This window comes from Chromobacterium sp. Rain0013 (genome assembly GCF_015291765.1).
GTDB lineage: Bacteria > Pseudomonadota > Gammaproteobacteria > Burkholderiales > Chromobacteriaceae > Chromobacterium > Chromobacterium haemolyticum.
Genome location: NZ_CP031514.1, coordinates 2169695 through 2189057 on the forward strand (window position 1 = coordinate 2169695; position 19363 = coordinate 2189057).

20 protein-coding genes and 1 pseudogene are annotated in these 19363 nt (G+C 63.3%); 5 read left to right on the plus strand and 16 right to left on the minus strand.

Annotated features, from left to right (window positions below):
- Positions 1–32: 32 nt before the first annotated feature.
- Positions 33–515 carry an Lrp/AsnC family transcriptional regulator gene (locus DXT74_RS10170; RefSeq protein WP_043590381.1) on the minus strand — a complete coding sequence of 161 codons (483 nt, stop codon included), beginning with the start codon at positions 513–515 and terminating at the stop codon, positions 33–35.
- A gap of 131 nt (positions 516–646) precedes the next feature.
- On the opposite strand from DXT74_RS10170, the gene phhA reads away from it, so the two are divergent.
- From phhA to DXT74_RS10190, 4 genes are all read left to right on the plus strand, one after another.
- Positions 647–1540 (plus strand): phenylalanine 4-monooxygenase, encoded by an 894-nt coding sequence (gene phhA, locus DXT74_RS10175; protein WP_114152100.1) that lies wholly within the window; start codon positions 647–649, stop codon positions 1538–1540.
- 458 nt (positions 1541–1998) lie between these two features.
- A complete protein-coding gene (locus DXT74_RS10180) occupies positions 1999–2991 on the plus strand; it encodes an extracellular solute-binding protein (protein ID WP_039753549.1) in 993 nt (330 codons plus the stop codon).
- 110 nt (positions 2992–3101) lie between these two features.
- Positions 3102–4712 (plus strand): iron ABC transporter permease, encoded by a 1611-nt coding sequence (locus tag DXT74_RS10185; RefSeq protein WP_194427873.1) that lies wholly within the window; start codon positions 3102–3104, stop codon positions 4710–4712.
- Between the two features lies 1 nt (position 4713).
- On the plus strand, positions 4714–5778 hold the full coding sequence (locus tag DXT74_RS10190; protein WP_231138310.1) for an ABC transporter ATP-binding protein: 1065 nt from the start codon (positions 4714–4716) through the stop codon (positions 5776–5778).
- Between the two features lie 107 nt (positions 5779–5885).
- On the opposite strand, the gene DXT74_RS10195 is transcribed toward DXT74_RS10190, so the two are convergent.
- The 11 genes and pseudogenes from DXT74_RS10195 to queC form a co-directional block, all read right to left on the minus strand.
- Positions 5886–6398: a hypothetical protein gene (locus DXT74_RS10195; RefSeq protein ID WP_019100409.1), complete on the minus strand. Its 513-nt coding sequence runs from the start codon at positions 6396–6398 to the stop codon at positions 5886–5888.
- A 23-nt stretch (positions 6399–6421) separates the two neighbouring features.
- On the minus strand, positions 6422–7270 hold the full coding sequence (gene serB, locus DXT74_RS10200; protein WP_043590365.1) for a phosphoserine phosphatase SerB: 849 nt from the start codon (positions 7268–7270) through the stop codon (positions 6422–6424).
- 60 nt (positions 7271–7330) lie between these two features.
- The gene (locus DXT74_RS10205) at positions 7331–7801 is read right to left on the minus strand and encodes a DoxX family membrane protein (RefSeq protein ID WP_194427874.1); all 471 of its coding nucleotides are present in this window, start codon (positions 7799–7801) and stop codon (positions 7331–7333) included.
- A 267-nt stretch (positions 7802–8068) separates the two neighbouring features.
- On the minus strand, positions 8069–8818 hold the full coding sequence (locus DXT74_RS10210; RefSeq protein WP_194427875.1) for a DNA-binding domain-containing protein: 750 nt from the start codon (positions 8816–8818) through the stop codon (positions 8069–8071).
- Positions 8805–9632: a DUF692 domain-containing protein gene (locus DXT74_RS10215; protein ID WP_231138311.1), complete on the minus strand. Its 828-nt coding sequence runs from the start codon at positions 9630–9632 to the stop codon at positions 8805–8807. Before DXT74_RS10215 ends, DXT74_RS10210 begins: the two co-directional genes overlap by 14 nt.
- Positions 9633–9680: 48 nt before the next feature.
- Complete coding sequence (locus DXT74_RS10220; protein ID WP_019101487.1) at positions 9681–9956, minus strand: DUF2282 domain-containing protein; 276 nt, start codon at positions 9954–9956, stop codon at positions 9681–9683.
- A 163-nt stretch (positions 9957–10119) separates the two neighbouring features.
- On the minus strand, positions 10120–10380 hold the full coding sequence (locus DXT74_RS10225; protein WP_043590359.1) for a DUF2282 domain-containing protein: 261 nt from the start codon (positions 10378–10380) through the stop codon (positions 10120–10122).
- 309 nt (positions 10381–10689) lie between these two features.
- Positions 10690–11325 carry a 7-carboxy-7-deazaguanine synthase gene (gene queE / locus DXT74_RS10230; RefSeq protein WP_194427876.1) on the minus strand — a complete coding sequence of 212 codons (636 nt, stop codon included), beginning with the start codon at positions 11323–11325 and terminating at the stop codon, positions 10690–10692.
- Positions 11326–11501: 176 nt separating this feature from the next.
- Positions 11502–11858, minus strand: coding sequence for a 6-carboxytetrahydropterin synthase (locus tag DXT74_RS23125; protein ID WP_231138335.1), 357 nt, complete (start codon positions 11856–11858; stop codon positions 11502–11504).
- A gap of 9 nt (positions 11859–11867) precedes the next feature.
- Positions 11868–12197: pseudogene (locus DXT74_RS23130) on the minus strand (6-pyruvoyl tetrahydropterin synthase family protein); the annotation flags it as partial.
- Between the two features lie 325 nt (positions 12198–12522).
- Positions 12523–13221, minus strand: a complete 699-nt coding sequence (gene queC, locus DXT74_RS10240; protein WP_043590351.1) for a 7-cyano-7-deazaguanine synthase QueC — start codon at positions 13219–13221, stop codon at positions 12523–12525.
- Between the two features lie 361 nt (positions 13222–13582).
- Here queC and DXT74_RS10245 point away from each other — a divergent pair, with 361 nt between their 5' ends.
- Positions 13583–14692, plus strand: a complete 1110-nt coding sequence (locus DXT74_RS10245) for a M35 family metallo-endopeptidase (protein ID WP_043590345.1) — start codon at positions 13583–13585, stop codon at positions 14690–14692.
- A gap of 121 nt (positions 14693–14813) precedes the next feature.
- On the opposite strand, the gene dcuC is transcribed toward DXT74_RS10245, so the two are convergent.
- From dcuC to glpQ, 4 genes are all read right to left on the minus strand, one after another.
- Positions 14814–16163 (minus strand): anaerobic C4-dicarboxylate transporter DcuC, encoded by a 1350-nt coding sequence (dcuC, locus tag DXT74_RS10250; RefSeq protein ID WP_043590342.1) that lies wholly within the window; start codon positions 16161–16163, stop codon positions 14814–14816.
- Between the two features lie 323 nt (positions 16164–16486).
- Positions 16487–17020 carry a DUF5610 domain-containing protein gene (locus DXT74_RS10255; protein ID WP_161524137.1) on the minus strand — a complete coding sequence of 178 codons (534 nt, stop codon included), beginning with the start codon at positions 17018–17020 and terminating at the stop codon, positions 16487–16489.
- A gap of 179 nt (positions 17021–17199) precedes the next feature.
- The gene (locus tag DXT74_RS10260) at positions 17200–17820 is read right to left on the minus strand and encodes a DUF5610 domain-containing protein (protein ID WP_194427877.1); all 621 of its coding nucleotides are present in this window, start codon (positions 17818–17820) and stop codon (positions 17200–17202) included.
- A gap of 216 nt (positions 17821–18036) precedes the next feature.
- Complete coding sequence (glpQ, locus tag DXT74_RS10265) at positions 18037–19113, minus strand: glycerophosphodiester phosphodiesterase (protein WP_043590337.1); 1077 nt, start codon at positions 19111–19113, stop codon at positions 18037–18039.
- Between the last annotated feature and the right edge of the window lie 250 nt (positions 19114–19363).

A 19363-nucleotide genomic window follows, 5' to 3' on the forward strand; every position in this document is an offset into this window, starting at 1 on the left:
TAGAAGAACGGCGGGGGATTCCCCGCCGTTCTTCATTCCGGCACCGACGAGAGCGGCAGCTTCATCGTCTGCTTGATCGCGTTCAAGGCGATGGTGGATTTGACGCTGCGCACCAGCGATAGCCGCATCAGGCGGTTCATCACGAAGGTGGACAGCGAGGGCAGGTCCGGCACCACGATGCGTAGCAGGTAGTCCGCCTCGCCGGCGGCGGCGTAGCATTCCAGCACCTCCGGCAGTTCGTTGATGGCCTGGGCGAACTCCTGCAAGGCGCTTTCGCTGTGGCGCTCCAGGCTGACGTGGGCGAAAGCCATCACGGACAAGCCGACCTGTTCCGGCTTCAAGGCCACCTGATAACCCTGAATCACGCCGTTTTCCTCCATGCGCTGGATGCGGCGGCCGATTTGGGACGCGGACAAGGCCACTTGCTGGGCCAGCTTCTGATGGGTGACGCGGGCGTCGTGTTGCAGCGCTTCCAGAATCTGGTAATCGAAGCGGTCTAATTCAATTTTGCGCATATTGAGCGTTTCATGGCGGTTATATGCGGCAAGTGTGCAAAAAAAATCGCATGCAGGCAAATTTTGCGGTCTTCCCGCACGGCTTCGGGCCTAAACTAGAGTTATCCACCTAAATATCCGGACCCACCGCCATGAACGACCGAGCCGATTTCGTCGTGCCCGACATCACCACTCGCAAGAATGTCGGACTCAGCCACGACAGCGCGGATTTCACCCTGCCGCAACCGCTGGAGCGCTACACCGCCGCCGACCACGCCACCTGGGCCACGCTGTACCGCCGCCAGAGCGAGATGCTGCCGGGCCGCGCCTGCGACGAATTCCTGGAAGGTCTGGAGCGCCTGGGCGTGGACGCGGACCGGGTGCCGGATTTCGCCAAGCTGAACGAAAAACTGATGGCGGCCACCGGTTGGAAAATCGTGGCGGTGCCCGGACTGATTCCGGACGACGTGTTTTTCGAGCACCTCGCCAACCGACGTTTCCCGGTGACCTGGTGGCTGCGCGAGCCGCACCAGTTGGACTACCTGCAAGAACCCGATGTGTTTCATGACTTGTTCGGTCATGTGCCGCTGTTGATCAACCCGGTGTTCGCCGACTACCTGGAGGCTTACGGCAAGGGCGGCATGAAGGCCAAGGCGCTGGGCGCTTTGCCGATGCTGGCGCGCTTGTACTGGTACACGGTGGAGTTCGGCCTGATCAACACGCCCAAGGGCATGCGGATCTACGGCGCCGGCATTGTGTCCAGCAAGGGAGAGTCGGTGTACTGCCTGGACAGCGCCAGCCCCAACCGCGTCGGCTTCGATCTGGAACGCATCATGCGCACCCGCTATCGCATCGACACTTTCCAGAAAACCTATTTCGTCATCGACAGCTTCCAGCAGTTGTTCGACGCCACCGCGCCGGACTTCGCGCCTATCTACGCGCGGCTGGCGGCGGAGCCGACGCTGGGCGCCGGCGACGTGGCGCCGGAAGACAAGGTGTTCAATATCGGCGACCGCAGCGGCTGGGGCGATTCCGAAGATGTGTGAGGCCCGGGCGCGATAGCGCCGGGATGCAGCAAGAAGACCCGCCGCGGCGGGTTTTCTTATTTGTTTTGATTAAAACTAAGATGCGAGTGTTTACTAGATTGATAAGCATTCTCATTTTTGTTAGAGTCCGTTTACGATCTCGCGAGCTAGAACGAGACAAGGCGAAAACGGCTGAGAAAGCGGAATGTACGAGTGGTACATGAGCATTTCGAAGGCGCACTCACCGTGTAACGCTCCACGCAGCGCAGCAGATCGTAAACAGACTCTTAGAGCCTGTTCAAAGTCTCGCGAGCAAGGGCGAGACAAGGCGAAAACGAGCGAAAAAGCGGAATGTACGAGTGGTACATGAGCATTTTGAGCTCGTTTTCAACGCCGTATCGCTGAAGCGCAGCAGACTTTGAACAGGTTCTTAGATTGAGGCTCTGATTCCTATCACTCAACCCAACAGGGGACACACCTTGAAAACGCACTTGATGCTTGCCGCCGTTCTGGCGGGGTTCGCCGGTCACGCAGTGGCGGAAGATGTAGTGGTTTACAGCGCTCGCGCCGAGCAGCTGCTCAAGCCCATCATCGAGGTTTACAAGAAGGAAACCGGCGTCAACATCAAGCTGGTGTCGGACAAGGAAGGCCCGCTGATGGAGCGCCTGCGCGCCGAGGGCAGCAACAGCCCGGCGGATCTGCTGTTGACCGTGGACGCCGGCAATCTGTGGCAGGCCTCCAAGATGGGTTTGTTCAAGCCGGTGAAGTCGCCGCTGCTGGACGCCAACATCCCGTCCTATCTGCGCGACCCCGGCCATGAGTGGTACGGCCTGTCCATCCGCGCGCGCACCATTTTCTACAACACCCAGAAAGTGAAGCCGGGCCAGCTGTCCAGCTACGCCGACCTGGCCGACCCCAAGTGGAAGGGCAAGCTGTGTCTGCGCACGTCCAAGAAGGTCTACAATCAGTCGCTGGTGGCGATGATGCTGTCCGATCTGGGCCCGGTGAAGACGGAGAAAGTGGTCAAGGGCTGGGTGGATAATCTGGCCACTCGCGAATTCCCGGACGACACCAAGATGCTGGAAGCCATTGCCGCCGGCCAGTGCGAAGTGGGCATCGCCAATACCTATTACTACGGCCGCCTGATGGAAAAATCGCCGAATCTGCCGGTGGGCATCTTCTGGGCCGATCAGGCGGGCAAGGGCACCCATGTGAACATTTCCGGCGCCGGCGTGGTCAAGCACGCCAAGAACGAAAAGGGCGCGTTGAAGTTCCTGGAATGGCTGTCCAGCGCCAAGGCGCAGAATATGTTCGCCGATGTGAACATGGAATTCCCGGTCAACCCCAAGGTCAAGCCTGACGCGCGCGTCGCCGCCTGGGGCGATTTCAAGCACAGCTACATCAATGTCGCCAACGCCGGATCGCGCCAGGCGGAGGCGGTGAAGTTGATGGACCGCGTCGGTTATAAATAAACTTTGACGGGCCGACCCGGCCCGTATTTTTTTACAGCCTGTCGGGCACCAAAGCCCCGGCGGGCTGTCTTTGCTTGTTTCCCCGCGTTTTTGACATGGTTTCTCCGCCGATGATTCGTTCTCTGTCGCCCTGGCGCGGCCTGGCTTTTGGCGTCAGCCTGCTCACCGTCGCGCCCTTGCTGGTGATTTTATGGTCGCTGTTGGCGCCGGACTGGGAAGTGTGGCGGCATCTGTACGATTACACCTTGCCGGAGCTGCTGCTCAACACCGTGTATCTGACGGGCGGCGTCGGCGCCGGCGTGCTGCTGCTGGGCGTGCCGCTGGCCTGGCTGACCGCGGTGCATGACTTTCCTGGTCGTCGTTTCTTCCACTGGGCGTTGATGCTGCCGCTGGCGATGCCGGCCTATGTGCTGGCTTTTTCGCAGCTGGGCCTGTTCGATTTCACCGGGCCGGTGCAAACCTGGCTGCGCGAGCGTTTCGGCGATTCGTCCTGGGTGCCCAATATCCGTTCCACGCCGGGCGTGATCCTGGTGATGTCGCTGGCTTTTTATCCCTATGTCTACCTGCTGGCGCGCAACGCCTTCGCCACCATGGGCCGGCGCGCGCTGGAGGTGGGGCAGTCGCTGGGCCTGTCGCGCTGGCAAGGCTTCCGCCGCGTGGCCTTGCCGATGGCGCGGCCGTGGATCGCCGGCGGCCTGATGCTGGCGCTGATGGAGACGCTGGCGGACTTTGGCACTGTGGCGATTTTCAATTTCGACGCTTTCACCTCGGCCATCTATAAAGCCTGGTTCAGCCTGTTCTCCTTGCCGGCGGCCAAACAGCTGGCCTCGCTGCTAGTGTTGATGGTGTTGCTGCTGCTATGGCTGGAGCAACGCTCGCGCGGGCGCCGCGCCTATACCCAGGCCGGCAAGGCGGCGCCGCAGCCGCGTTTGCGCCTGGAGGGCGCCGCCGGCTGGCTGGCCGCCGCCGCCTGCTCGCTGGTGCTGACGCTGGCCTTCGCGCTGCCCTTCGGTCAGTTGCTGGTTTGGGCCGGCGCTCATCTGGCCGAGGATCTGGACGCGGACTTTTTCGGCCATGTGGCCAACTCGTTGCTGTTGGCCTCGATGGCCGCCGTCCTGGTGGCCTTCATCGCCCTGCTGTTGAGTTACGCGACGCGGCGCGACCCGACGCGCTGGACCCGGCTGTGGAGCCGGTTGGCGACGCTGGGCTACGCGGTGCCGGGCACGGTGCTGGCGGTGGGGGTGTTCGTGCCGGTGGCCTGGTTCGACAATCTATTGCTGGACTGGCTGCGGCCGTGGCTGGCGGAGGACGCCAGCGCCGTGATCAAGGGCACTTTGCTGGTGCTGATGCTGGCCTATGCGGCGCGTTTTTTGGCGGTGGGGCACTCCGCCGTGGATGCGGCCATGCATCGCATCAGCCGCAGCCAGGAAGAGGCGGCGCGCAATATGGGCTACAGCGGCCTGCGTTTGTTGGCGCGGCTGCATCTGCCTCTATTGCGCGGCGGCTTGTTCACCGCGGCGCTGATGGTGTTCGTCGATGTGATGAAGGAGATGCCGATCACCTTGATGACTCGGCCTTACGGTTGGGACACGCTGGCGGTGAGGATTTTCAATTTGACGACCGAGGGCGAATGGGAGCGCGCGGCCTTGCCGGCGGTGGCCATCGTGCTGGCCGGCTTGTTGCCGGTATGGGTGCTGTCGCGACAGAAGGATGCGGTCTGAGATGAAGCGGATGGATATGCAAGCTTTGCTGGAGTTCGACCTGGTCAGCCAGAAGTACGGCGAGACTCGCGTGGTCGACAATATGAGTTTCGAATTGCAGGCGGGCGAGATCGCTTGCCTGTTGGGCAGCTCCGGCTGCGGCAAAACCACGGTGTTGCGCTGCATTGCCGGTTTCGAGAGCCTGCTGGGCGGGGAGATCCGGCTCAACGGGGAGGTGATCAGTTCTATCCGCGAGCAAGTGCCGGCGCATCAGCGCCGCATTGGCATGGTGTTTCAGGATTACGCGCTGTTCCCGCACCTGACCGTGGCCGGCAATGTCGGCTTCGGCCTGGACGCCTTGCCCAAGAGCCAGCGCGCGGCCCGGGTGCTGGAGGTGTTGGAGGTGGTGGGGCTGGCGGAGTGGGCGCGGCGTTACCCACACGAGCTGTCCGGCGGCCAACAGCAGCGGGTGGCGCTGGCGCGCGCCTTGGCGCCCAAACCCAGCCTGCTGTTGCTGGACGAGCCGTTTTCCAACCTGGACGTGGATTTGCGCGAACGCCTCTCGCGGGAGGTGCGCGAGATCCTGAAAAGCCAGGGCGCCACCGCCATCATGGTGACCCATGACCAGCACGAGGCCTTCGCCATCGCGGACCGCGTCGGGGTGATGCAGCAGGGCCGGCTATTGCAGTGGGACGCGCCGTACCGGCTTTATCACGAGCCGGCCACCCGTTATGTCGCCGATTTCATCGGCCAGGGCGTGTTCCTGGACGGCAAGGTGACCGGGCCGCGTTGTGTGGAACTGGAGATAGGCGAATTCTGCGGCATTGTGCCCTTGCAGTTCGAAACCGGGGACGAGGTGGATGTGCTGGTGCGGCCCGACGATGTGCAGCACGACGACGCCAGCCCGACGCGAGCCCTGGTCTGCGCCAAGGTGTTCCGCGGCGCGGAGTTCCATTACACGCTGGCGCTGCCGTCCGGCCAGCGGGTGCTGGCTCAGGTGCCCAGCCATCACGACCACGCGGTGGGGGAGGCGATAGGCATCCGGCTGGAACTGGATCATTTGATCGCTTTTCCGCGCCAGGGCTAAGAACCTGTTCAAAGTCTGCTGCGCTTCGTGAGGCCCCCCACGGTGAGTACGGTTTCGTCTCGCCCCTGGCCCGCGAGCTCTTGGCTCGCGAGATCGTAAACACGCTCTTAGCGTTCCAGTATCGCCTTGCGATGGCGGCGGAACACCCACTTCTCCCACAGCAGGCGGGTGGCCTCGTCGAAGGCGCCGGCAATATCGGCGCGGATCAGGTAATTGCCGTTTTCGCCCGGCGTCACCGTGCTGATGCGGGCGGCGAGGAAGAGCAGCAGCGCGGAGTCTGGATTGGGGCATAAGGCCACCAGCACCGGTTCGCTGCCGTGGTTGGCGTGGTCTGAGATCCAGGCGATGCTGTCCAGGCCCAGCCGGCAGGGTGTCAGAGGCGGGCGTTCAGGGTGACGCGACAACAGCGACACTTCCAGCGCCAGATCCAGCTTGGCCTCCAGCCTGACCAGCATCGGGTCCGCCTCGGGCAGGGTTTCGGTGGGCGCGGCCAGCACCCGCAGCGCCAGCCGGGTTTCGCGCTCTTGGCGCGCCGGGCAGATCCCGCCAGGCAGGGGTTGGACCGAGAACGGCAATTCAGCGTCGAAGCTGGCGCTGTCCAGTTCAGGAAATAAGCTCATTGGTCGGCTCCCGCTGTGGCCGTTCAGTGGTACAGGTTCAGGATGCGGTCCAGGCCGCCGTGATTGACGGCGATGTCGGCCTGGGCGCGCACCACCGGCTTGGCGTGCACGGCCACGCCGACGCCGGCTTCGGCCAGCATCTGCAAATCGTTGGCGCCGTCTCCCATCGCCAGCACCTGTTCCGGCTTCAGCCCCAGCGCTTCGCGTTGCTGGATCAGCAAGCGCTTCTTGGCTGCGGCGTCGACGATGGGGCCGCGCACACGGCCGGTCAAGGCGCCGTTTTCGATCTCCAGCTGATTGGCGTAGGCGAAGTCCAGGCCCAGCTCGGCTTTCAGCCTGTCGGTGAAAAAGGTGAAGCCGCCGGACACCAGCATGAACTTGACGCCGTGGCGCTTGCAGGCGGCCAGCAGCGCCTCTGCGCCCGGCATCAACTTGACTCTTTCACGATAGACCTGTTCCAGCGCGCTTTCCGGCAGCCCGCGCAGCAGCGCCACCCGCTCGGTCAGCGAAGCGGCGAAATCCAGTTCGCCGCGCATCGAGCGCTCGGTGATGGCCGCTACCTGCGGCTTGAGGCCGTTCATGTCCGCGATTTCGTCTATGCACTCGATGGTGATCAGGGTGGAATCCATATCCGACACCAGCAGGCCGAAATCGGCGAAGCTGCGGCCGGCTTCGACGTAAGCCCCGTCGTACCCCCATTGCTCGCACAGCGCCAGCGCAGCGGCCCGTTGCGCCGGCGCCGCGCCGCGCAGGCGCGCCACGCTGGGGCTGGGATGGTCCATATGGGTGGCCTCGACAAGGTGGGCCAGTTCATGCAGATGATGCGGGTCCAGCGTGTCGGCTTGGATCACCAGGGTATAGGCGAGGCTCATGGCGTGGCGGGTCAATGCGTGTTGGAGCGGACATTATGCCACGCCGCGTTGGCGGCTGGCTCAGTCCCGTGCCGCGCAGCGTCCGGCCCAGCGCCGCAGCAGCGCGTCCACGGACAGCAGGCCGGGGCCGAAGGCGAGCACCACGGCGATCAGCATGCCCCAGTAGTAATGGAATTCGCGCGTGGCTTCGGTCAGTCCCGGGTAGCTGATCACGGCCACCGCGTTGAGAATGAACAGGCCGGCGGCGGCGAACCGCCCGCCCAGGCCCAGCGCCAGCAGCGCGGACAGGCCCAGTTCGCCTGCGGCGGCCAAGGCCGCGGCGACGGCCGGCGGCAGCAGCGGCACGTGGTATTCCTCGGTGAACAGCAGGATGGTGGTATCCCAGTCGTCTATCTTGGTCAGGCCGGACTTGAAGAACACATTGGCGATCCACAGCCGGAACAGCAGCAAGAGCAGCGGCTGCAGCAGGTCGCCGCCGCGGATCAGCCAGCGGTACGGGGTGCTGAGGCGGGAGCAAGTCAAGGGGTTCATGGCGGGTGTCTCCTGTGTGTTGAGTATGGTTCAGCGGCGGCGCATGGCAAGCCGCGGGCGTGCGTATCCTCTCCATGCCCGCAAGCTTGGATGAGATTCGGTGCTTAGAACCTGTTTACGATCTGCTGCGCTGCGTGGAGCGTTACACGGTGAGTGCGCCTTCGAAATGCTCATGTACCACACGTACATTCCGCTTCCTCAGCCGTTTTCGCCTTGTCTCGCTCTTGCTCGCGAGATCGTGAACAGGCTCTTGGGGTTTAAGCGTGTTTACAGTGTGACGTCTTGGATCAGGCGCTGCTGGAACAGTCGCAGCAGGCCGGCTTGCAGGTCGAAGCCCGCTTCGGCGACCAGCGCCTGTTCCACCGCGGCCTCCAGCGTTGCGCCGTCGCGGAAGGCCTGCAGCAGCGCGGCCAGGCCGGCGCCGACGATTTCGACCTGAACCCGGCCTTGTAGGCGGTAGATCAGCATCGCCTCCGGCTGGCTGTGCAGGTCCACGTTCAGTTCCACCGGTTGGCGCTGGTGGGCCAGCCAGATCGACGCCGCCGGCCAAGGGCTGAGCAGGGCGGCGACATCGGGCAGCGGCCGCAGCTTGAGTTCGCCCCAGCGCTGTTGCGGGAAGGCGGCGAGCGCGGCGCTGTCGGCCGGCGCCGCGTCGGCGGCGTAGTAGGCGCGGTGAACCCGCCATTCCAGCCGAGCGACGTCGGCCAGATAGGGCAGTTCGCGCGCGTGTTCGAAACCGGCGACGAAGTCGCCGAAGGCGGCGCCGTACAGGTGCAGATTGCCGCTGAGCGACGGGTGGCCGCCGATGAAGACGCGGGCCAGGCCGGTGAAGAAGTCCCCGCCCACCAGTTGGCGGCAGACCGGGTAGATGAAGGCCAGGGTGTCGATCAAGCCCACCCGGTAGTTGTTGCGGTAAACCGCGAGCCCGGCCGGGTTCAGCGCCGGCGCGGTTTCCGCCGAGAGAGACGGATCGGCGATCCGCTCCAGCAGCTCCGCCTGCCAATCAGACCAGTTCATGCGCGGCCTCCAGGATGGCTTGAGCCTTGGCGGCCTCGCCGCGCAAGGTGGCCAGCGGCGGAATCTCCAGGTCCCATTCGATCAAGGTGGGGCGCGGCCCCAGCCGGGCAATGGCCTCGCGGTACAGTTGCCAGACGCCGTCGTGCACTGGCTGGCTGTGGGTGTCCACCAGCATGCCTTCGCGTTCGCTGTAGCCGGCAAGGTGGATTTCGCCTATCGCCGCCGCCGGCAGCGCGTCCAGCACCGCGTCCGTGTCCACACCCAGATTGACGCGGTTGACGTAGAGATTATTGATGTCCAGCAGAATGCCGCAGCCGGTGCGGCGCACCAGTTCCGCCAGGAATTCGCCCTCGTGCATCTCGTTGCCGGGGAATTCCAGATAGCTGGACAGGTTTTCCAGCAGGATGGGGCGGCCCAGCGCGTCCTGGGTTTCCGCGACGTGGCCGGCGATCACCGCCAGCGATTCGCGGGTATAGGGAATGGGCAGCAGGTCGTTGACGAAGCGGCGTTCGGAATGGTTGAAGGACAGGTGTTCCGACACCGCCGCCGGCTGCACGGCGTCCACCAGCCGCTTGAGCGAGGCCAGATGGGCCGGGTCCGGACGCGCGGCCGAGCCCAGGCCCAGGCCGACGCCGTGCAGCGACAGCGGCCAACAGGCGGCCACTTCGCGCAGCATGCTCCAGGGCATGCCGCCGTCGAAGAAGTTCTCGCTGTGCACTTCCACCCAGCCCAGGTCCGGGCGCTTGTCCAGCGCTTCGCGATAGTGCGGGGCGCGCAGGCCGATGCCGCAGACCGCGGGAAGCTTGGTTTCCATCATCATTCCCCTCGGGTCGCCCGCCACGGTGGCAGCCCGGCGGCACGATCAGGATTGTTTGGGCGGCGGCGTGGTGCGGCCGCCCAGGCTCTCGCATGTGCCCTTGGGCACGTTGTGCCACTCATTGGGATCATTGTCGACCTTGGCTTCGCCGGCGCAATAATGGGCTCCGTCGGCGGACGCGCAGTCGTTCTTGCCGGCCGGGGTGACGCCGTAGCATTTTTCCTTGGGCTGCGGCGCGTCCTCGGCCTGGGCCGAGGCGGCGACGCCCAGCGCAATGACGGCGCCGACGGCGGAGGCAAGCAGTTTGCGAGCGGTGTTCATGTCAGTCTCCTGTGAGGTAGGTGCGGGCCCGCCTTGGAGAGCATTTCCAGGCCGGCGGTTGGCAAACCTCGCTGAGACTACATGAATTTAAAATTCGTTCTTTCAGATTTCGTTCAGACTCCGTCCGGCGCGCGACGAAGGCCGCGCGCCGGACGGATCCGGCTTACTTCTTGGGAGCGGTGCTGCCGCCCATTTTCTCGCAGCTGCCTTTGGCCACGTATTTCCAGTCGCCCGGGTCCTTGTCCATCTTGGCCTGACCGGCGCAGGAGTGCGCGCCGGTGGCGGACGCGCAGTCGTTCTTGCCGGCCTGGGCGATGCCGTAGCATTTCTCTTTATCGGCGGCGGCCGCCGGAGCGGAGGCCAGCGCGCCGAGGGCGACGACGGCGCCGAGAGCGGATGCGATCAGGGTTTTGCTGGTACTCATGGTGTTTCTCCTGTTTAACGGCCGGAGGCCGAATCATGATGGGGTGATTATAAACGAGCCAGTCTGCCGGGCTCTCGCATTGAGAAAGCTTGCCGGGTCCGGACATTCATTAAGTCGGGGTCGTTTCCGGCTTCTTACACTGTAGTCGCGATTTTTTTATCGCGGCGCCAGATGTGGCCGGCAGTCCTTCCTGGCCATGAGTCGATGTTGGCGAGGCCTTATTACAGCGGAGCGCGATATTTTTTGAGGGAGGAGCGAAGTGAAGCGGGGGAGGCGGATAAAGATTGGGCCCCGAAGGGCCCGGCAAGTTCAGCGGATATTGGTAACTTTATGTGTCTGAACCGACAGCCGCCAGCGCGGGTGCGCCATGCAGTAGGCGATGGCGGCGCGGGTGTTGGCCGCAAGGTTCGGGCCGTCCATGGGCTGCAGATAGAAGGTGTCGAAGTCCAGCTGTTCTACGGTTTCCGGCATCTGCGTCGCCTGCGGGTAGACCAGCTTGAGTTCGTCGCCGGTGCGCAGCAGCAGCTCCGCACCGGCCTTGGGGCTGACGCAGATCCAGTCCAGCCCCGGCGGCGCGGCCACCGTGCCGTTGGTTTCCACCGCCACTTCGAAGCCGCGCTGGTGCAGTTCGGCGATGAGCTGGGCGTCCAGCTGCAGCAGCGGCTCGCCGCCGGTGCATACCACATAGGGCGTGCCGCCCGCGCCGGCCGGCCATTCAGAGGCGATGCGCTCGGCCAGCGCCGCCGCGCTCTTGAACTTGCCGCCGTCCGGACCGACGCCGACGAAGTCGGTGTCGCAGAATTGGCAGACCGCCTTGGCGCGGTCCTCTTCGCGGCCGGACCACAGATTGCAGCCGGCAAAGCGGCAGAACACCGCAGCGCGGCCGGCCTGGCGGCCCTCGCCCTGCAGCGTATAGAAGATTTCCTTGACCGTGTAAGTCGTCACAGTGCGTTCTCTACATGAATGAGGTGGGCTTGGAGCGTGTGCATGATCTTGCGCGCTAAGGCGAGACAAGGCGAAAACGGCTGAGAAAGCGGAGTGCACATACGGTACATGAGCATTTCTGAAGACGTACTCACCGTGTAACGCTCCACGACGCGCAGCGGATCGTAAACAGGTTCTTACAGCAGCGGCCAGCGCATGGCGTCGCGGAACATCAGCGACACGCCGCGCAGCTCTTGCTCCATCAGATCAATGCGCGCCAGTTCCGGCACTAGCGGGGACAGGTGGGCGTGCACCCATTCCGCCACCGAGACGCTGTCGCCGCCGCGCACGCCGCTGAGCTGGTCCAGCGGATTGTGGTCCAGTTGGCGGTAGAGGGGCTTGAAGCGGTCCTTGACGTCGCCGAAGTCCAGCAGCCAGCCCATGGCCTGGTCCAGCTCGCCGCTGAGCATCAGCCGGACCAGGTAGCTGTGGCCGGTGTAGGCGCCCTTGTCGTCGAAGGGCCTGGCGCTTTCGAAGCGCTGCTCTTTCCAGATGCGGAAGCGTTGGCCGTCGAACTGGCTGCCGGCGCTATGAGTTTCTCGCACCTCCACCCATGCCAGACCCGGCAGCGTGTCGGCCAGCCGCTGGTGCAGCCACTGAGCCAACACTTCGCTGGTGGGGTTGTCCAGGCCGGCGATGTCGTTGAGGTAGCGGTGATTGAGTTCCAGGAACAAGGGCTTCCAGGCGGCTTCCAGCCGCGGGTGGCCGCTTAGCCTGGCATCGGCGGCCAGGCGCACGCCGAAGCCGTGGCCGTGCAGACGGCCGCATTTGTGGCCAGCCGGCACATGGGGCAGTTGATGGGCGGCTTCGAACTGAACCTGTATCCAATTCAGAGCGGTGTCGCCGTCCAGGGCCACGCCGCGTTGCGGCGAGCTTTGCAGGCTCAGCGTCGCCGGGCAGGGCAGGGCGGCGCGCAGGTGGGCGGCTAGCGCCAGATCGTCGCATTGGGCCAGCTGGCGGTTCAGGTCGGCGTAGTCCAGCGGAGCGACGGCGGCGTCCAAAGCCGCCTGCAGTTGTTCGTGACCGGGGTATTGGGCATCGGCGCGGGCGATGACGCGGAAGCTGTGGCCGTGCGGGCGCGCGGTGAGATCGGACGCGCCGTTCACCTGCCGGGCGGCTTCGAAGCGGGCGCCGGCGATCAAGTTGGAGGTGTGCATCTTAGTCCTCCCGGCGAGTTTGGCAGCGGACGATCAGCGGGTCGGGCACGCCGGCTTCGGCGAAACCCTTGGCGCGCAACTCGCAAGACGCGCAATGGCCGCAAGGCGGAACCTGTCCGTTATAACAGGTGTGGCTCCAGGATAATGCGTCCATCGCGCCAACTTGTTGCGCCAAAGCGACGGTTTCCGCCTTGGACAGATACATCAGCGGCGCGTGCAGCTCCACTCGGCTGTCCATGCCTAGCCGCAAGGCCACTTCCAGCGCCTTGAGGGTGTTTTCGCGGCAATCGGGATAGCCGGAATAATCGGTTTGCGCGACGCCGGCGACCAGGTGGCGCGCGCCGCGGGTATAGGCCAGCGCGGCGGCGAAGGTCAGGAAGATCAGGTTGCGGCCGGGCACGAAGGTGTTGGGCAGCGCGTCGTCGTCGCGGGCGCCGTCTTCCGGCGCAATGTCGGCGTCGGTCAGCGCGTTGCCGCCGATGGCGGCGAAGGTGTCGATGGGCAGCACGGTTTGGCGCACGCCGGCGAGCGCGGCGATCTTGCGCGCGCAGTCCAGCTCGACGCGATGGCGCTGGCCGTAGTCGAAGGTCACGGCCTCGACATTGCCATGGCCGAAGGTTTGCAAGGCCCAATACAGGCAGGTGGTGGAGTCCTGGCCGCCGGAAAGGACGACCAGAGCCTTTTCAGGTGTCTGATTCATTGTGTTCGCCATTCGATAAACAGTCGAAGGTTGAGTTGCGGAGCCGGGCGCGGCGCGGGCCTGCCGGCATGTCGCCTGCCTGGATCGGTCTCACCAAGCAGGGCAACCCAATACTTTAACCTAGAACAGGCTGTTTTATGAAGCGTGCCAAAAATCAGACAGCCGCCGATTCTGTGTCGGCAGGGGCGCTTTTCTTGATTGAAATCATGTCTTCGTCATGTAATTAATGACTTTCGCATTCGAAATATGTTTGCGGCCCATTTTAATAAACACGTGATGACAAAGGGGTTGGGAGTGCGGGAAGCCTTGCCGGGCCACAAGCGCGGCGGGACTGGCCGGTGGTCCCACCAGGAGAAGATCAATGAAAAAATTGTTGCCGATTCCGTTGTTCGTGATGGCTTTGGGGAGCGGCCTGGTTCAGGCGCATGATCTGCAAGTGAGCGTGGCCAAGCAGCAGGCCTCGGTGGCGGCGGACCAGGATGTCGAGGTGGTGTTGAATTACCGCAATACCGGCAAGGAAACCTTGCGCATCTACAAGTGGTATGTGCCGGGGCAGGAACTGCAGGAACAGATTTTCGAGGTGAGCCGCGACGGCAAGCCGGTGAGCTATCTGGGACCGCGTTACAAGCGCGCTGTGCCCACCATCAAGGATACCGTGGCGCTGGCGCCGGGCGCTTCGCTGAGCGTCAAGGTCAAGGTGTCCGACTACTACGATATGTCGAAAAGCGGCCGTTTCGACGTGCGCTTTCTGGCGGCCAGCTCCCGCGTGCTGAATCGCTCCGCGCCGCAGCTTAACGCCAAGATCGCCTCCGGCGCGGACGCCGCGGTGGCCGACGAGGTGTTGAGTTCCAACACCGCCAGCGTGTCGGTGGCCGGCCGCACCAGCAAGCTGCTGAAGCAGTCGCTGGACGCGCAACGCGAATGGTCCATTCTCAGCCGCAAGGCCGCCGCGTCCAGCGTCACTTACGCGGCCAATTGCTCGGTGACCCAGCAAAGCCAGACCAACGGCGGGGTCAGCGCGGCCATCAATATGGCCAACGATTCGGTCAGCTATTTGTCCGGTTCCCCGTCCGGCACTCCGCGCTACACCACATGGTTCGGCAATTACACGTTGGCCAACTGGAACACCGCCAAGTCCCACTACGTCAGCATCAAGGACGCGCTGGACACCAAACCGATCAGCATCGATTGCGGTTGCACCCAGGCCGGCACTTACGCCTACGTCTATCCTGCGCAACCGTACAAGATCTATCTGTGCGGCGCTTTCTGGACCGCGCCGACCAGCGGCACCGACTCCAAGGGCGGCACCCTGGTGCATGAGTTGTCTCACTTCACCGTGGTGGCGGGCACCAGCGATCACGTCTATGGTCAGACCGGCGCCAAGAACCTGGCTAAAACCAACCCGACCCAGGCCTTGAACAACGCGGACAGCCACGAATACTTCGCCGAAAACACCCCGGCTCAGCAGTAAGCTTTCCCTTGAGCAATGAGAAACGGCCGCCTGCGGGCGGCCGTCTTGTCTTTGTCGAGCGATGGGTTTAACGGCGTTTCAACGCCGTATCGCCGACGGGCAGCAGACTTTGAACAAGTTCTCAGGCCGGCACCAGCGCCAGCGTGCCCAGCACCACAATCACCAGGCCCACGATCACCGGCACCGAGGTGCGCTTGACGATCTCGAACGGCGACACCTGGCCCATGCCGGCGCAGGCCACCACCACGCCGGACACCGGCGACACGGTGCGGCCCAGATTGGACGCCTGAAGCATGGGGATGGCGAGGAAGGCGGGGTTGATGCCGGCTTCGGCCGCCAGCTTGGGGATCAGCTCCACAAAGGCGTAGAAGGGGGCGTTGCCGGAACCGGTGGTCAGCGCCGCCAGCGTGGTGATCGCCACCAGCACCAGCATCAACACCATGGCGCCGGAGCCGAAGGACTGCGCCAGGCCGATCAACTGATTGATGAAGCCCAGCGCGGACAGGCCGTGGGCGAACACGCCAGCGGCCACGATCAGCATCACCACGCTGCTGAAGGCGTCGCCCATGCCTTTGTAAGCCACTTCCAGTCCGGCGAACACCGGCGCGGCGCGGCGATGGCGCAGGAACTCCACCAGCGCGGCCAGCGCGATACACAGGATCAATACGGTGACGATGTGCAGTTCCGGAGCCAGTTTGCCGTTGAACACCAGCACGCCGGCAATCGGCGTGAACGGCAGCAGGCAGTACAGCGCCGGCGCATCGGTGACGATTTCGTGCACGTCCTGGCGCGTCAGCGGCAGGTTTTCCTTGCGGTCCAGGTAGCGCTGCCAGAAGAAGTGGGCGCAGCCTATGCCGGCGATGGCCAGCAGGGAAATGGGCAGCGTGGTCTTGAAGGCGAAGTCGATCAGCGGCATGCCCGAGGCTTGGGCGGCAATCACCACGTCACCGGAGGTGGGCGACAAGATCAACGCCGCCGGCGACGCGCAGATGGCCGCGGCTGCGCCGCGGCTGATGCCCATGTTCACCATGAGCGGGAACAAGGTGGCCATCAGCAATACGCCCAGGCCGGTGGCGGAAGACACCGCCAGCGACAGCAGACAGGCGACGAAGTAAGCCGCCACCATCAGCACGTAAGGGGACTTGATGCGGCTGAGCGGCTTGGAGGCCAGTTTGACCACCATGTCGTTGGCGCCGATATGGGTCATATAGCCGGCGAAGCCGCACAGCGCCATCACCATCAGGCCCAGGTCCGCGGCGCGGCTGCTGAGCAGGGATTTGACGAACTCGGCGATGTCGGTGGCGGCGTGACCGGTGGCGGCCACGTTTTTGGGCAATACCGGCAAGCCTTGCAAGGCGGTGGCGACCAGCAGCGCCAGGCCGCCCAGCATCAGCACGCCGGTGGCGGAGTAGCCTTTGAAAATAGCCCGGCCCACCAGCAGCGTGACTATCGTGCCTATCAGTAATTCCATATCCAGCTCAATGTAAATAACAAAATTATAATTTACTAAAAAATATGAATGAGCATATTTTTAGATGAATCAAGATTGATATGGGGCAAGAACGCGGCGCGCGGCTGTGCTTGGCAAAGATGGAAGAGGGGAGCTTGGTGTTTGCAGGAGGTGTGGAGCGTGCAGGGGAGCAACCCCCTAAGAACCTGTTTACGATCTGCTGCGCTTCGTGAAGCGTTGCGCGGTGAGTGCAAGCTCAAAATGCTCATGCACCGTGCGCACACTCCGCTTTTTCAGCCGCTTTCGCCTTGTCTCGCCTTAGCCCGAGAGATCGTAAGCACCTTTTAAGTCTCTTTCTGGACCGGGGGCTGACCGAAATTGATCAGCGCCACCGTCACCTGCTCTTTGGCCGAGACCAGGTCGTGGTAAGCGACGTGAAGCATATTCATGCTTTCCAGCACCTGATGAGTTTCATTGAAGCCGCACTCCAGGCTTTGCCGCGCGACGGCCAGGAAGATGAATAGCTGTTGCATCGGCGATTGTTTGGGGTGTTGCTGCCGGTAGAGGGCGAACAACTGGTAGAAGTCGCGCATGATCCGTTCCGCCGCGTAGCAGGGGTTGTGTTCCAGCCCCAGGCCGGTCAGCAGGTCCTTGCCCATTAGCGGCAGGTCCAGCGCGCAGCTGAGCGGGTCCATCACCGCGTGGTGGAATAAGTCCAGAAATTGCTTGTCGGCGGAAAAACGGCTGTCGGCGACGGGATTGGCCGAGGCGGGGGCGGGCTCGCGCTGGCGGCCTTGCTTTCCGCCATGCTCCTGTTGCGAGAGCGAGTGTCCGGCGGAACGGCCGGCCTGGGTCAGGGTAACAGGCAGGATGGGCATGACGGTCTCCTTGCGAGCATGCCGCCGGTCTGGCTGGCGGCGTTCGGCCGGAAACGCAGTCTGGGTCTGATTCGTTTCCCCGGCCATGCCTTATTTTCGGCAGGGCCGGCGGAAACTTTATTTTTAATTTAACAATATACGAAGTTTAAACAAATTATTGATTAATACGCCGCTATCCATCAGCCGGCGTTGGAGTCGCTCTGTTGCTGGGGCTTCATGCTGGCGACGAAATCGTCGAAGCCTTTATTGACCAGATCGCGGGTTTTCTTGACCTCGTCGGCGATATTGCCGTTGAACACCTTGAGGCCGTTGAGGACGTCCACGGCCTCGGCATAGCCTTTTTCGAAGCCGCCGCGCACGATGTCGACGAAATTCTTGGCCTGCTCTTCCTGGCTCAGCTCCGGATGCTGCTTGGCGTAGGTGCTGAAGAAGCTGAGCGCGCCGGACAAGATGCGCTGGGACGTGCCTTCCGGCGAATTGTCCTCGCTCAACTTCTGCTGCAGGATGTTGGGCGTTTGCTGAGCGCCCTGGGCGCTTTGCGTGTTGTCGGCCCCGCCGCCGGCGGCGTTCAGTTGGTCGGAGAGGATCTGATTGATGCTGTCGATCGCGGTGCGGTAGAGCAGGGACAGCGATTTGCCGTCGGTGTTGGTGGAAACGTCCAGATTGGCCACCAGTTGCGCGTTCAATTGATTGCGCGCGGTAGCGGAGCTGCTGCCTGTTGGCGCTGTGGCGGCGCTTTGGCCGCTTTGTTTCAGCGGCAGGTCGGCCCCGCTCTGGCCGTTCAAGGGATTGATGGACATGTTGCGCTCCTAAGCGATAAAGGGCGTGTAGGCACGGAAGCCATGCAGGCTTGTTGTTTGTCGCGCCAATGGGCGCAACGATGCGGAGGGATGCCAGTCCCTCAGTATGGCCATATTTTCGGCGCGGTCGGCGGAAACTTGAGGCTTATTTTGGTGTGTGCGATCGGCGGACTCTGGTTTTGAAAGCCGGCGGCCGCCGGCTTCCGGAGCCGCCGCTTAACGATGCTGTTTTTGACGGCGCAGGAAATTGACCGCCAGGTCCGGGAAGTCGCTGAAGGCGCCGTCCACCTGGGCGCGGTTGTACACCGCGTCCAGCAACTGGTCCATATTCTTGGCGTAGGCCGGCAACGCGTCCTTGCGCAGGGTGTAGGGGTGGATCGCCAGGCCGTTGGCGTGCGCGGCGCGGCTCATGCCGGTGAGCTTGATCTTGCCCGGCGTCGAGGCCTTGTCTATCAGCATCGGGTATTGCGGACCGATGCCGTCGGCGTACTTGGCGATTTCCTTCATGCCTTCCGGACGGAACATCCAGTCATAGCTGTAGTTCACCCACTGGCCGGCGGCGTTCTGCTCGAAGGTTTCCTGCCAGTCGGTATAGGCGATCAGTTGCACCAGTTTGAGGTCCATGCCGGCCTTGGGCATCAACTCGGTCTTGATGCGCTTGAGTTCGTTGAAGTCGAAGCACTGCAGATAGACCTTGTCGTTCTTGCCGGTGTAGCCGTAGCGCTTCAGCACTTCCAGCGCCTTCACCGTGATGTCCTTGCCTTCCTGGCGGTGGAACCACGGCGCCTTGATCTCCGGGTACAGGCCGATGTCGCGGCCGGTGGAGTGGTTCAGGCCCTGGATGAATTCGATTTCCTCTTCAAAAGTGTGGATGCGGAAATCGGACTTGCCCATCGGGAAGCGGCCGGGGTAGGTCTGGCGCTTGACGCCCTTGTCGATGTCGAAGCCTTCGGTGAAGCGCAGCGATTTGATCTCGGCCAGGGTGAAGTCGATCGCGTAATAGCGGCCGTCCTTGCGCGCGCGCTCGGGAAAGCGTTCGGCCACGTCGGTGACGCGGTCCAGGTAATGATCGTGCAGCACGATCAGCCTGTCGTCCTTGGTCATTACCAGGTCTTGCTCCAGATAATCCGCCCCTTGGGCGTAGGCCAGCGCCTTGGACGGCAGCGTGTGTTCCGGCAGGTAGCCGCTGGCGCCGCGGTGGGCGATGACGATTTTGTCTGCGGCCTGGGCGGACGCGGCCAGGCCGATGGCCAGCGCGACGGCGGCGAGCAGGGGTTTGCAAGCGAATGACATGGATTCTCCTTTATATAAGTTCGCAACGGACGTTGGCGCGACGCCATGATGGGATGCGCGGATGTCGGCGTGATGAAATCCGGTCAGTCCATCGGCATCGCCATGGTTTTGTTTTGATGAAAAGGAGTAGGACGATAGGGTATCGCCGCGCCGGCGACAAGCCCCTCCGGCGCGGTAGTTTTGAAGATGTTCACGCCCTTGCGGCGGCCGCGAGGCAAGCGGTTTTCAGGCTTTTCTCCATGGTTCCCGC